This window comes from Actinomadura madurae (assembly GCF_047130825.1).
Lineage (GTDB): Bacteria > Actinomycetota > Actinomycetes > Streptosporangiales > Streptosporangiaceae > Spirillospora > Spirillospora madurae.
Window position 1 is genome coordinate 2729861 of record NZ_CP083237.1, and the last position, 13790, is coordinate 2743650.

Here is a 13790-nt window from a genome sequence, read left to right on the forward strand (position 1 = left end):
GGGGTCCGCCGCGTCCGACCGGCGCATGATTGTCCACAGCCACAAATCACCGCGCTATGTGACACATGAAGCGGACACTCTCCCTCTCAAGGCGCACACTGCCCCTGGCCGGACAGGACGCGCGGAGGGCGGCGCATGGGAGCAGGACGGCGTTTCGCCAGGCGACTCGCACAACGCAGGACGGACCGCCGCCGCGGCGGCAGGGAGCAGGCACCGCCCGACCCCGGGTTGCCCGAGGTGATTCTCTCCTGGCACGCCAGGAACGAGGAGCTGACCGAGACGGGCATGGTCACCATGGCGCGGCGGCTGCCGGCCACGATCGCGCAGGCGGCGGGGCTGGCCTGGCGGGCGAGCCGGGCCGACACGGTCGCGACCATCTCCCTCAACCTCGCCGCCGGGTTCTTCACCGCGTTCTGGCTGCTGGCGACGACCAGCGTGCTGACCGCGCTGTTCAGCTCCGCGCCGACGCCCGCCCGGGTCCGCGAGGCGCTGCCGGCGCTGGCGCTCGTCGCGGCGGCGGTCACCCTGCGGGCCGGGCTGCAGGCGGCCGCGGGCTGGGCGCAGGCGCGGCTGGACCCGCAGGTCGAGCGGCTGGTCGAGCTGCGGCTCTACGAGACGACGACCGCGGTGGACCTGACCGCGCTCGACGACTCCGACTTCCTGGACGACCTGAAGCGCGCCCAGGGACGGGGCATGATGGCGGCGCCCATGGTCGTCCAGCACGCCGTGGACGTCCTCACCGGCGCCATCGGCATGATCGCCGCCGCCGGGACCCTCGGCGTGCTGCACCCGATCCTGCTGCCGCTGCTCCTCCTCACCGCCGTGCCCGAGGGGTGGGCGTCCGTCCGCGCCGCGCGGATGCGGTACCGCATGGTGCTGTCACTGGTCGGGGTGACCCGGCGCAAGTGGATCCTCTCCGACCTGATGGTCGACCGGCGGCACGCCGCCGAGGTGCGGTCGTTCACCATGCGGCGGTTCCTGCTGGACCAGTACGACCGGTCCGCCTCCTACCAGCGGAGGGTCGAGCTGGACGTGGCCCGCCGGCAGACCCTCGTGAAGATCACCGGTGACGCGATGAAGGGCGTCGCGACCGCGCTCGTCTACATCGCGCTCGGGTTCATGCTGTGGAAGGGCACCGTGCCGCTGGCGGTCGCGGGCACGGCGGTGCTGGCGATCCGGTCGGGGCAGACCTCCCTCGTCAACCTCGTCTACGCCGTCAACCGGTGCTACGAGGAGGGCCTCTACTTCAACGACTACATCGAGTTCTGCGCCGCGGCCGAGAAGCGGGTCCCGCGCCGTGCCCTGCCGCCCGCGCCCCTGGAGAAGCGCGAGCGGCTCCCGGACGACTTCGCGTGCATCCGCGTCCGGGACGTGACCTTCACCTACCCCGGCTCGGACGCGCCGTCCCTCAGAGGCGTCTCCCTGGACCTGCGCAAGGGCGAGGTGGTCGCGCTCGTCGGCGAGAACGGGTCCGGCAAGACGACCCTCGCCAAGATCATGGCGGGCCTCTACGACCCGGACCGCGGCGAGGTCCGGTGGGACGCGGTGCCGCTGTCGGCGGTGCCGCCGCAGGAGGTGTGGGAGAACATCGCCGTCATCGCGCAGGAGTACACGCACTGGCCGATGACCGCGCGGCAGAACATCACCATGGGCCGCGGGCGCGAGCACGTCGACGGCGACGCCGAGGACCCCGGAATGCTCGCCGCCGCCCGCGCCGCCGGGGCCGACGAGGTCGTCGGGGAGCTCGCCCACCGGTACGGCACGCTGCTGGACCGCCGCTTCAAGGGCGGCGCCGAGCTGTCGGGCGGGCAGTGGCAGCGGCTCGCCGTCGCCCGCGGCTTCTACCGGGACGCGCCGCTGCTCATCTGCGACGAGCCCACCGCCGCGCTCGACGCGCGCGCCGAGCACCAGCTGTTCGAGCGGATCCGCACGCACGCCGACGGCCGGACCGTCCTGCTGATCACGCACCGGCTCGCCAGCGTCCGCCATGCCGACCGGATCTACGTGCTGGAGCACGGCGAGGTGACCGAGGAGGGCGACCACGCCTCGCTGATGGCGCGCGGCGGCCTCTACGCCGACCTGTACTCGCTCCAGGCGGCGGCGTACGGGGCGGGCACCTCCGGCTAGACGCCGGCTAGATGTAGGCGCCGAAGCCGATCGAGGGCTCGCGGGGCGGGGCGTCCGGCAGGTCGGCGGGGCGCAGCAGCCGCACCTCGGCGACGTCGACCTCCCCTCCGGAGGTGATGCGCAGCGCCTGCCGGGAGATCGCCGCCTCCAGCAGGTTGCGGACGAGCCGGGCGTTGCCGAACGAGGCGTCCCGCCGGTGCGAGGCGACCAGCCCGCGGAGCGCCTCCACGACGCCCTCGGCCAGGGTGAACCCGGCGTCCGCGGCCATCACCTCGAAGATGGTGACGAGCTCGTCGTCGGAGTAGTCCGGGAAGCGCAGCACCTTCGGGAAGCGGCCCCGCAGGCCCGGGTTCGCCTTGAGGAAGTCCTCCATCTCGGCGTCGTAGCCGGCGACGATGACGACCAGGTCGCCGCGGTGCTCCTCCATCAGCCGCAGGAGTTCGGAGATCGCCTCGTGGCCGAAGTCGCGGCGATCCCCGCCCGCTGTCGTCAGCGCGTACGCCTCGTCCAGGAACAGCACGCCGCCGAGCGCCCGCTCCACCACCGCCCTGACCCGGGGCGCGGTCTGGCCGACGAACTCGGCCACGAGGTCGGCGCGGGTGACCTCGACCAGATGCCCGGACGACAGCAGCCCCAGCCGCGCGTACACGGCGGCGATCAGCCGGGCGATCGTCGTCTTGGCCGTGCCGGGGTTGCCCATGAACACCATGTGCCGCGCCGGGGCGGCGGGCACGATGTCGGCGTCGCGGCGCAGCCGGTCGGCGCGGGCCTCGGCGGCCAGCCGCGCCACCTCCTGCTTGATCTCCGCGAGGCCGACCAGCCGCTCGATCTCGGCGAGCGGGTCGCCCGGCACGTCGCCGGCGCCGCGGGTGAGCGTGTCCGGGACGTCCGCCAGCAGGATCTCGTCCAGCGACTCGGTCTCGTCGACGATCCCGTCGGCGAGGACGCGGCGGCCCTGCAGCGCCACCGCGCGGTCGAGCAGGGCGACCATCGCGCGGGCGTTGCCGGCGCCGTGCTCGCGCGGCGCCGACTGGGCGAGCGAGCGGACCTTGTCCAGCACGCCCGGGGCGAGCGCGAACCCGGCGTCCTCGGCCTTGCCCGCGAACACCTCCGCCATCTCGTCGGGCGTGAGGTCGGGGAACCGTACGGTGCGCGGGAAGTACGCGGCCAGGTCGGGATGCGACTTCAGCAGCCCGTTGAGCTCCGCCTCCGGGCCGGTCAGCACCACCACGAGGTCCTCGGGGTGCGCCTGGACGGTGCTGAGCAGCACGTCGAGCGCCTCGCGCCCGCGCACCAGGTCGGGCGCCGCCGAGACCAGCGTGTGCGCGTCCCGGACGACGAGGACCCCGCCGTGCGCCTGCTCCACCGTCCGGCGGACCCGCTGGACGCTCTCGCCGGCGTAGTCGCCGAGCAGGTCCGCGCGCTCCACCTCGACCAGGTGCCCGGTCGCCAGCACGCCGAGGTCGGCGTAGATCCGCCCGATGATGCCGGCGACGGTGCTCTTGCCCGTCCCGGGATTGCCGGCGAACACCAGGTGGCGGGGCCGCCAGGTGGCCGGCATGCCCGCCTCGCGGCGCAGCCGCACCGCCTTGGCCTCGGCGACCAGCGCCTCGACCTCGCGCTTGACGGGCTCGATGCCGACGCAGGCGGCCAGCTCGGCGAGCGGGTCGGCCTCGGCGGGCCGGCCCGCGATGAGCCGCTGCGGGAGGTCGGCGGCGGTGACCTCCACCGGGCCGCGGGGTCGCTGCGCCTCGGTCTCCTCGCCGGGGGCCTCGCCGGATTCGAGAACCTCGCCGGATTCGGGGGCCTCGTCCCCCGGGGCCGCCGCCCGGCGTTCGGCCGCGGCGAGGGCCTGGCCCGCCATCTGCTCCACGAGCCTCGCCCCGCGCAGGTTCAGCAGCGGCGGGGTGCGGCGCAGGATGCCCGCGGCGGTCGCCGCGACCTCGGGCGCGGCCTTCCCGCCGCGCCGGTCGACGGCCAGCGTGAACAGCTCGGCGAGGTCGTCCTCGGCGAAGTCGCGGGTGCGGGCGACGTCGAACGCCCGGACGAGCGCCGGGTTGGCCTCGAACAGCCGCCGGTCGCCGCCGGGACGGCACAGCGCGATGACGTTCAGGGACGGCGACCGCGCCATGAGCCGCCGCAGCTCCTCGGCGGCGGCGGCGCCGCAGCGCTCGTGGGCGGCGAGCTTCTCCAGGTCGTCCACGACCAGGAGCATCCGCCCCTCCAGGCAGTCGCGGACGCGGGCCTGCAGCCAGAGCACGGCGTCGCTCACGCCCAGCGACGCGAAGACCTGGTCGGAGATCCACAGCGACTCGCGGACGGCGCCGCCCTTGGCCAGCAGGCTCTCGGCGATCTCGGCGGCGGTACCCTTCCCGGTGCCCTCCGGGCCGGCGACCAGCAGCCGGACGGCCCGGACGCCGTCGAGCCGGGCGGACACCGCGTCCAGCAGCAGGCGGGACAGCTCCGGCTGCCCGACGAGCGGCCTCCCGTCCGCCTCGGGCCGCGCCGGGCTCTCCTTCGCGTCACCGCCGGCGGCCCCGCCGGACCCGAACGCCAGCGTGTTGAAGACCCGGCGGACCGTGAACAGGCGCCGCAGGTCGGCCTGGAACGGGCGCACCGGAACGCGGCAGCGCGGGCTGACCGGCGCGTCCGGCAGGCCCTGCACCGCGCCGGTGACGCGCACCGCCATGTCCAGCCAGGCGCGGGCGGCGTCCGCCTCCCCCGCGACCAGGCCCCGGGCGAGCCAGGCGCGCACCTCGTACTGCCACGCCTCGGCCGAGAAGCCCTCGCGCGCCGCGCGGAACCGCTCCTCCACGTTCTCGTAGCGCGCCGTCCCGAGCACCACCGCGAGCTCGGCCGGGACGACCGGCGCCTCGGCGGCGAGCAGCAGCCGGGCGAGCGCCGTGTCCGGCTCGTCGCCGTCGGCGACCGTCCCGGCCAGGCGCTCGTGCGCGGTGTCCAGGCCGCCGACCGCCCACCCCAGGTAGCCCACCGGGCCGGAGAGCTCGGGCAGGACGGCCAGCTCCTCGTCGGTCAGGCCGGAGACCCAGGCGTCCTCCAGCCGGCGGTTGGGGACGGTCATGTCGATCTCGCGCAGCTCCGGGTCGGCGGCGCGCCGGTCGAACAGGTCCATCAGCGCGCGGCGGCGGCGCTCGATCGGCTCCAGCCCCTCGAAGACGTCCAGGCCGTCCCGTGCCAGCTCGAACATCACGGCGCGCCGCTCGCGGTCGTCTCCGGCGGGCTCGGGGAGCCACAGGCCCGGCGGGCGCCACCGCCCGCCCTGGGTGAACCACGCCGCCGGGTCCCGGACCGCGGACTCGGGCGTCGCCAGGAAGTCCGACAGCAGTTCGTAGTCCACATCGCCCCGCGAGCCCCCCCGGACCGCGGAGGCGCCCAGCAGGAAGGTCAGCAGCGACCACTGCTCCGCCCCGGCGGCGCTGGTGTCGCTCCCGTAGAAGTCGCTGAGCTGCCTCGTCAGCACGACGGCGCGCTGGTCGGTGTTGTAGGCCACCGCCCGTTCGCGCATCTCCTCGTACAGACCGTCGGGCACGCGCCAGGGGCCGTACGCGTACACGTCGAGCACGGGCTCCTCGGTGAGCAGCACTTCGAGATGGTCCGGCAGCCGGGGGGAACTCACCTGGGGTCGTCTCCTACACAGCGGATCGAGGCAATCACATCCGACAAGCACCCTACGACCCGGCACGATCAGGCACACCCTTGTTGCGCCTCGGGTTGGCAGGTGGCCCGCCGTCAGCGATAGTTGTCGGACGGAAAGTGTCCGGCGGACGGCCGTTCGCCGGTGCCTTCACCCACAAGAGGGGAACCCCCCGTGTCGCCTTTGGAAGTCACCACGCGGCCGGACGGCGGGCGCGCCGTCGTCCGGGTGTGCGGAGAACTCGATATCGCCTGCGCGGACGACCTGCGCGGGTACCTGAACGAGGCCCGCCGCGAGCACGGCGAGCACCTCGTCCTGGACCTGGCCGCCCTGGAGTTCATGGACTCCGGCGGGCTCTCGGTGATCGTGGCCTGCTACAAGGCGGTGACCGCGGCGGGCGGCAGCCTCGTCCTCGCGGCGCCGCGGCCCATCGTCCGCCGCGCCCTGGAGATCACCGGCCTGCACCGCCGCATCCCCGTCACCGAGACCCTGGAGGACGCCCTGGCCCAGCCGGACCCCGCCTAGAGCGGCAGCGCGGTGGGCCGCTTGGGGCCCCGGCCGTCGCCCGACGAGCGGCCGGTGGCCCGGCGGCCGATCCACGGGAGCAGGTACGTCCTCGCCCAGTGGACGTCCTCGCGCCGCAGGGTGATCCAGTCGGTGCGGTCCGTCGGCGGCCAGGGCTCGCGCCAGTCGCCCTCGACGGGGACGCCGAGGGCCTCGGCCACGAACAGCGCCATGCGCCGGTGCCCCTCGGGCGACAGGTGCAGGCGGTCCTCGAACCAGGCGCGCGGGTCGTCGAAGATCCGCAGCGACCACAGGTCCACCACGGTGCAGCCGCGCCGGTCGGCGATCGCGCGCAGGTGCATGTTGTAGGTCGCGGCGCGGCCCCGGATGCGGGCGCCGCTGCGCAGCCCGCGCGGGTCGAACCCGGTGAAGACCACGACGCGGGCGCCGGTGCCGCGCAGCCGGCGGACCGCGTCGTCGAACACCACCGCGGCGGCGTCGGGGTCGGCGCCCGGACGGATCATGTCGTTGCCGCCCGCGCAGAGCGTGACCAGGTCGGGGTCGAGTTCCAGGGCCGGCGGCACCTGGTCGTCCACGATCTGCCGGACGAGCTTGCCCCGGACGGCGAGGTTGGCGTAGCGCAGGCCCGGGTTCACCTCGGCGATGTGCTCGGCGAGCCGGTCCGCCCAGCCGCGGAAGACGTCGTCCTCACCGGGGTAGGGATCGTTGAGGCCCTCGGTGAAGCTGTCGCCGATGGCCACGTACGTCCGGATCTGCTCCATTTCCCGCATCGCTACCCCTTGCACGATTCATGGTCGAAAAGCGAATCAATCATGCATCGTGCACACAAGCTACGCGACCGTAGCCCGGCGGGCCGCGGGCGGGGCGGCCTCCGCCCCGGCTACGTCCAGCTCGGCGACGTGGTGCCGAGCTGGCCGCCGGGGGCACCGGGCGGCTGCGCGGGCGCGGCGGCGTGCTGCCCGCCCGAGTGCACCGTCATCGCGTGCTTGACGAGCATGATCAGCACCTGCTTGGTCGACTCGCGGCTGCGCGCGTCGCACTGCACGATGGGCACGTGCGAGCTGATCGACAGCGCGTCGCGGATGTCCTCGACGGCGTACTGGAACTCGCCGTGGAACCCGTTGACGCCCACCACGAACGGCAGGCCGAGCTCCTCGAAGTAGTCCACCGCGGCGAAGCAGTCCTCCAGCCGGCGGGTGTCGACCAGCACGACGGCGCCGATCGCGCCGCGGACCAGGTCGTCCCACATGAACCAGAAGCGGTGCTGCCCGGGCGTGCCGAACAGGTAGAGGATCAGCTCGCTGTCGAGCGACACGCGCCCGAAGTCCATCGCGACCGTGGTGGTCGTCTTGTCCGGCACGGCCGACAGGTCGTCCACGTCGGCGCTGGCCGCGGTCATCACCGCCTCGGTGGTGAGCGGCATGATCTCCGAGACCGAGCCGACGAACGTGGTCTTGCCGACACCGAAGCCACCGCCGACGACGATCTTGACCGAGGTCAGCTCGGCCTCCCCGCCGTGCGGCCCCGGGACCTGGTCAGAGCTTCCGAAGGCCACTGAGCACCCTTTCTAGCAAGCGGAGGTCCGGCTGTCCGCCGGCGGTGGTTGCGGGCTGCGACTGGTGGAGCCGCAGCAGGCCCTCGACGGCCATGTCGGCGACCAGCACGCGCGCCACCCCGAGCGGCAGGCGCAGCAGCGCGGAGACCTCGGCCACCGAGCGGGCGGACCGGCACAGGTCCATGATCGCCCGATACTCCGGCGTCAGCACGGCGACGTCCCGCGGCGGATACGGCGCCGCGGTGACCAGGGCCTCGATGGCCAGGTCGTAGCGCGGCTTGGTCCGCCCGCCGGTCACCGCGTAGGGGCGCACCAGCGAGCTGGTGTCGCTCTCCTCGCGTGCGGGGCGTCCCGGCGGGGGGACCCGGCCCTGGTCACCCGGCCAGCGCCCGGGCCCCCCCGGGACGCCGGGTCCTCCGGGACCGCCTCCGAAGGGACTGCCTCGATCCATGTCGCCGACCTCCGTCAGAGTCAGTCACGGTCAATAACGGGCGGGCCCGGCGCCCATCTCGGTCACGGGAGGCCCCGAGTACGGGGGCTGCTGCTGCTCCTGGGCGCGCAGCGCGGGGGTCAGCACCCGACCCACCCGCTCCACCAGCAGCGTCATCTCGTAGGCGACCAGCCCGAGGTCGCAGTCGGGCGCCGCCAGCACCGCGAACACCGATCCGTTCGTGATCGACATGACGAACAGCAGCCCGCGGTCCATCTCCACGACGGTCTGGTTCACCCCGCCGGCGTCGAAGATCTTCGCCGCCCCCTGGGTGAGGCTCATCAGTCCCGAGGCGATCGCCGAGAGCTGGTCCGCCCGCTCGGGCGGGAAGCCCGACGAGTACGCCATCGGCAGTCCGTCCGAGGAGACCACGACGGCGTGTGCGACCTTCGCGACACGGTCCGCGAAGTTCGTCACCAACCAGTTGAGATCCTGCCCGCTCACCGGGTGCCTCCTGTCTCGCCGTCACCCTGTGACGGCGCCTCACCTGACGTGCCTGCGCCGCGTGCCTCGTTGCGTCCACGGTGGACACCGCGCTGCAGGCTCGCGAAGCGGTTGCGTACGACGTCGGCCGACTGGCCGAAACCCTGACCCTGCTGGCCCTGCACCTGCTGGTCCTGCGGCGGCCGCGGCGGCGCGGCCTGCCCCGGGGCGCCTCCGCCCGGCGGCGGTCCCGGCGGCGGTCCCGCCGGGGCCTGCGGCGCGTCCTGCGCCGCCCGGCCGACCGCACCGGGGATGCGGTTCTTGCCGGGCACCCGCTTCGGCAGCCCGACGCTGGTGCGCGACGTCGCCACCGGCTCGCGGGCGGCCTCCGCGGCGCGGAAGCCCGCGTCCGCCGGGGACTCCCAGCCCTTCACCGGGTCCTCCCCGGAGGAGCCTCCTGATCTGCGCTGGAACCACTCCGACTGCATCGCGTCGAAGATGGGCGAGCGCTCGGGCAGCCTCGGCGGCGCCGCCGGCTCCGCCTGCGCGGCCGGCGCCGCGGCCCGCACGGCCGGTTCGGGGACGGGTGGTGGTTCCTGAATGAGGCCCTCCGGCGGGTGGGGAGCGGACATGGCGGGCGGCGACGGGTCGCCGACCTGCTCCAGCGGCCCCGTCTCCCAGGGGATCTGCCGGGCGCCGGGGTCGGGCACCATCGGCTGCGCCTCGGGGACGACCGGCTGCGGCCCGGTCCGCCCGCCGGGCCGGTAGGTGCCGTTGCCGCCCTCGGTGTCCTGCCGGCGCTCGTTGCGCGGCTGGAAGAGGCCGTTGGAGGAGCCGCCGTCGGACGGGCGGCCCTGCAGGTGCGTGCCCGGCTCGCGCACGGGCAGCTCGCCCGGCCGGCGCGGCTGCTGCCGCTCCCCCGTCTCGTACGGGTCGTCCACCGGCTGCCGCCGGTCCCGGGGCGGGCGCCGCTCGATGGGCGGCGGCACCACCGGGTGGGAACCGGTGCCGTAGGGGTCGTGCCCGCCCGGGGCGCCGGCCGGGATCGGCCCGGTCTCGCCGAGGCCGGGCTGCGGGCCGGTGCCGCCGAGGCCGGGCTGCGGCCCGGTGCCGCCGCGGACCGGCCGGAGCGGGCCGGTGCCGCCGACCATCGGGTGGCCGCCGCTGCCGCCCGGCAGGGGGGCGGCGGGGCCGTAGTCGTCCTGCCGGAACCCGCCCGCGGGGGGCTCGGCGGCGGTGGTCAGCGCGGCGAGCTGGCCGTGCGACCCCGCCTCGCGCGGGGCGAGGCCGGGACGGGTGCCGATGCCGCCGGACTCGCCCGGCGTGATGACCGCGTCGGGCAGCACCACGAACGCGGTGAGCCCGCCGCCCTGGGCGGCCCGCAGCTCGACGCGGATGCCGTGCCGGACCGCCAGGCGGCCGACCACGAACAGGCCCATGCGGCGGGCCGCGGAGAAGTCGATGACGGGCGGGTTCGCGAGCCGCCAGTTGGCCTGCTCCAGATCCTCGGCCGACATGCCCACGCCGTTGTCGGTGATCTGCAGCATGGCGCCGCCGCCGCTGAGCATCTGCCCCGAGACCGTCACCTTGGTGTGCTCGGAGGAGAACACCGTCGCGTTCTCCACCAGCTCGGCGAGCAGGTGGACGAGGTCGTTGACGACGGGGCCGGCGACGGTCATCTCGCCTTGAACCCGCAGGGCCACCCGCTCGTACTGCTCAACCTCGGACAGCGAGGCGCGGACGACGTCGATCAGGGGGACCGCCTGGTTCCACCTGCGCACCTGCTCCTGGCCGCCGAGGACGAGGAGGTTCTCGCAGTTGCGACGCATGCGGGTGGCGAGGTGGTCCAGCCGGAAGAGGTTTCCGAGCTGCTCCTCGTCGCGCTCGCTCTGCTCCAGCTCCTCGATCAGGCGGAGCTGGCGCTCGATCAGCGACTGGCTGCGGCGGGAGAGGTTGACGAACATCGCGTTGATGTTGCCGCGCAGGACCGCCTCGTCGGCCGCGAGCCGGACCGCCTCGCGGTGGACCTCGTCGAAGGCGCGCGCGACCTGGCCGATCTCGTCGGTGGAGTCGATCTCGATCGGCTTGACCTCGATGCCGCCCGCGGCGGCCTCGGGATCGCGCAGCCGGTCCACCAGGCCCGGCAGCCGGGTGCTCGCCACGTCCAGCGCGCCGGACTGCAGCCGGCGCAGCGGCCGCACCAGCGAGCGGGCCATCACGATCGTGATCAGCAGGACGATCAGCAGCAGCGCCGTCACGATGGCGCCGTCGATCATCGCGTCGGTGCGCGCCGCGGAGACGTTGTCGTCGCTCTGCTCCTTGATCGCGTCGGCCAGCTGCTTCTCGACCGCGCGCATCTTGTCGATCATGTCGGTCATCGCCGCGCGGATCCCGTTGGCCGACCGGGCGGTGCCGAGCGAGCGGGGCAGCAGGCCGCCGCTCGTGCTCGCCGCCTGGAGCACCCGCTGCCGCAGGTCCTTGCCCTGGTCGACCTTGGTGCCGACGACGGTGTCCTCGAACCGCTGCGCCTGGTCCAGGGACGCCGAGCCGCGGAAGGCCGCGAGCTCGCCGTCCTCCTGGGCGCGGGCGGCGCTCAGCTCGTTCAGCTCCTGCGGGGTCAGCTGCCGCACCCGCGCGCCGATGAGGAGCACGGCCCGCTGCCTGGAGACCGCCTCCTTGGCACGGGCGAGCGCGCCGAGCGCACGGCTGGACTCCGCCAGAGTTTCGTCGGCCACGTTCTGCGAGATTCCGTCGAGGACGGCGACGAGCTCCTGGGCCGACTCGGTGTACTTCTCGAGGACGATGAAGGCCGGGACCTTGGTGCCGACCACCAGGGAGCGCAGCGCCCTGAGCCCGCTGATGCGGCTCGTGACCGTCGCGGCGTCGCGGACGGCCTCGGTCCCGTAGGAACCGTTGATGCGGGAGGCCGCCGCCTGCACCTGCCTGACCACGGAGTCGGTCTGCCGCTGCTGCGCCTCGAGCTCGGGGCGCAGGGCCTCGGGCCGGCCGGCCGCGATGTACTCCACGGCCCGGTCCCGTTCGGCGGTGAACTCCTGGACGAACCCGGTGATCCCCTGCCCGAGCTCCGCCATCCGCTCGACGCGCCCGTACGACTCCGCCTCGCTGACGGAGCCGGAGATGCGCAGTCCTGAGAGCACGACCGCGGCGACCGTCGGAACCAGGATCAACACGATGAGCCGCTGAGGCACACGCCAGTTCCGCAGGCTCAGTCTGCCGCCCGACCGTGTCGAATGGTCCGACCCCACCTCGACGTCACCAGGCCGAGGATGGTCGCGACCTTCGTCGCTTGGTTGCATCCGCCGTTTACACCCTCTCCCTCACGATGCCGCACTCTCCGTGACCTCGCTGCCGCGAAGGGTCAATACAACATCGTCTCCACCTCCGGCGCACGACATTGCAGCACATCCACGGATAGGCCGCAAAGGACCATAGGCGAGTCGATATCAGCCAATGCCGGGATCACGACTTTATGCCCATATGTCCGATTCAACGAGTACGGACGGTCACACTCCGTGCCGATGCATAACGTCATCATCCGAACACGTCGGGTAACAGATCCAGCTTGCCCTCGCCGCCCGACGAACACGTCGCCCCGCGGCGGCGCCCGGCGGCCCGCGGACCCTCACGCTGCGAATTGGTCCGGCGATCGACCGTCACCAATGGGCTTAACACCATTGCAACAACGGCGAAATCCCATTGGACGGAAGGTCTTGTACGGCGCGATATCGCTTATCCCGCAGGGCCGGCGGCGCCCGCGGCGGGCCCGCCACCGGGGAGAACGCCCCGTCGTCACCATGCGTGCCATCCGCCGCACGGGACGCATAGGACACAAGAGAGTCACACAATTCGGTTGGAAACCGTCCAAGCCAGGCAGCCCGCGATACGCTCCCGACGCAACTGATCTTCAGGCGCGGCGGGTGTCGTGGCTACAGTCGTACCCCCTGGCTCGGATGCCTTGGGCCCCCAAGCCCTGCCGAAGCAGCTTCCCCATCGAGTTAAGGAGTGCCGAATGCGGCAATCCCTACGTCTATCCGCGCTGGTCAGCGCGTTCGCCCTGGTCGCCTCAGTCATCGCGGGCTGTGGAGACTCCGATTCCTCCGGCGGCGGCAAGGGTCTCGAAACCGACACGATCAAGGTGGCGTCACTTCCCCTGGTGGACGGCGCGGCCCTCTACGTGGCCCAGAAGGCCAAGCTCTTCGAGGCCGAGGGCCTGGACGTCAAGATCGTGCCGGTCCAGCAGAGCATCCAGGCGCTGCCCGCCCTCACCAAGGGCGACGTGAACGTCATCGCCGGCGCCAACTACGTCTCGTTCCTGCAGGCGAACGAGAAGGGGACGCTGAAGCTCAGCATCCTGGCCGAGGCGGCGACGCTCACCTCCAACATGATGAACGTCCTGGTCATGCCGGATTCCAAGATCAAGACGGCCAAGGACCTGGAGGGCAAGAAGGTCGCGGTCAACATCCTGAACAACATCCAGTCGCTCACGCTGGACGCGATCCTCAAGGCGAACAACGTCGACCCCAAGAAGGTCAAGTACGTCCAGGTGCCCTTCCCGCAGATGGCCACCGCGTTGCAGAAGGGGCAGGTCGACTCCATCCACACGGTCGAGCCGTTCCTCTCCGACACCGAGAAGAAGCTCGGCGCCCGCGTCGCCGTCGACGGCGGCAGCGAGCCGGTGACCGACCTGCCGATCAGCGGTTTCGTCACCACGCAGGAGTGGTCCAAGAAGAACCCGAAGACGGCCGCCGCGTTCCAGCGCGCCATCATCAAGGCGCAGAAGATGGCCACCCAGGACCGCAAGAAGGTCGAGGAGGTCCTGCCGAGCTACGCCAAGATCGACCCGCAGGTCGCCTCGGTCATCACGCTGCCGGGCTTCCCCACCTCGCTGAGCAAGACCCGCATGCAGCGGGTCTCGGAGCTGATGTCGACCTCCGGCCTGCTCAAGGAGAAGCCGGACCTGAACGCCATCCTCTTCCAGCCGACGTCGTGACGGC

Annotated in this window: 9 protein-coding genes; 3 read left to right on the forward strand and 6 right to left on the reverse strand. The window is 73.1% G+C overall.

What is annotated here, in order from left to right:
- Positions 1-135: 135 nt before the first annotated feature.
- Positions 136-2127, forward strand: a complete 1992-nt coding sequence (locus K8Z49_RS12295; RefSeq protein WP_412518822.1) for an ABC transporter ATP-binding protein — start codon at positions 136-138, stop codon at positions 2125-2127.
- Positions 2128-2134: 7 nt separating this feature from the next.
- On the opposite strand, the gene K8Z49_RS12300 is transcribed toward K8Z49_RS12295, so the two are convergent.
- On the reverse strand, positions 2135-5764 hold the full coding sequence (locus K8Z49_RS12300; RefSeq protein ID WP_021597687.1) for an AAA family ATPase: 3630 nt from the start codon (positions 5762-5764) through the stop codon (positions 2135-2137).
- Positions 5765-5956: 192 nt separating this feature from the next.
- On the opposite strand from K8Z49_RS12300, the gene K8Z49_RS12305 reads away from it, so the two are divergent.
- Positions 5957-6307, forward strand: a complete 351-nt coding sequence (locus tag K8Z49_RS12305; protein ID WP_033333085.1) for an STAS domain-containing protein — start codon at positions 5957-5959, stop codon at positions 6305-6307.
- Here the strand turns inward: K8Z49_RS12305 and K8Z49_RS12310 are convergent.
- The 5 genes from K8Z49_RS12310 to K8Z49_RS12330 form a co-directional block, all read right to left on the reverse strand.
- Positions 6304-7077, reverse strand: coding sequence for an SGNH/GDSL hydrolase family protein (locus K8Z49_RS12310; protein ID WP_412518825.1), 774 nt, complete (start codon positions 7075-7077; stop codon positions 6304-6306). The genes K8Z49_RS12305 and K8Z49_RS12310 overlap by 4 nt on opposite strands.
- Before the next feature lie 110 nt (positions 7078-7187).
- The gene (locus K8Z49_RS12315) at positions 7188-7808 is read right to left on the reverse strand and encodes a GTP-binding protein (protein ID WP_024936053.1); all 621 of its coding nucleotides are present in this window, start codon (positions 7806-7808) and stop codon (positions 7188-7190) included.
- A 34-nt stretch (positions 7809-7842) separates the two neighbouring features.
- Positions 7843-8313, reverse strand: a complete 471-nt coding sequence (locus tag K8Z49_RS12320) for a DUF742 domain-containing protein (RefSeq protein ID WP_033333087.1) — start codon at positions 8311-8313, stop codon at positions 7843-7845.
- 30 nt (positions 8314-8343) lie between these two features.
- Entirely contained in the window at positions 8344-8796 is a 453-nt protein-coding gene (locus K8Z49_RS12325; protein ID WP_021597692.1) for a roadblock/LC7 domain-containing protein, read from the reverse strand.
- The gene (locus K8Z49_RS12330; RefSeq protein ID WP_412518828.1) at positions 8793-11966 is read right to left on the reverse strand and encodes a nitrate- and nitrite sensing domain-containing protein; all 3174 of its coding nucleotides are present in this window, start codon (positions 11964-11966) and stop codon (positions 8793-8795) included. The genes K8Z49_RS12325 and K8Z49_RS12330 overlap by 4 nt, the downstream gene beginning before the upstream one ends.
- An 839-nt stretch (positions 11967-12805) precedes the next feature.
- On the opposite strand from K8Z49_RS12330, the gene K8Z49_RS12335 reads away from it, so the two are divergent.
- A complete protein-coding gene (locus K8Z49_RS12335; RefSeq protein WP_021597312.1) occupies positions 12806-13786 on the forward strand; it encodes an ABC transporter substrate-binding protein in 981 nt (326 codons plus the stop codon).
- Positions 13787-13790: the final 4 nt, after the last annotated feature.

Excerpts from the sequence above, each read along its gene's own strand:
- K8Z49_RS12295 (WP_412518822.1), top strand. The coding sequence starts at position 136 with ATGGGAGCAGGACGGCGTTTCGCCAGGCGACTCGCACAACGCAGGACG.
- K8Z49_RS12310 (WP_412518825.1), bottom strand. The coding sequence starts at position 7,077 with ATGCGGGAAATGGAGCAGATCCGGACGTACGTGGCCATCGGCGACAGC.
- K8Z49_RS12320 (WP_033333087.1), bottom strand. The coding sequence starts at position 8,313 with ATGGATCGAGGCAGTCCCTTCGGAGGCGGTCCCGGAGGACCCGGCGTC.
- K8Z49_RS12335 (WP_021597312.1), top strand. The coding sequence starts at position 12,806 with ATGCGGCAATCCCTACGTCTATCCGCGCTGGTCAGCGCGTTCGCCCTG.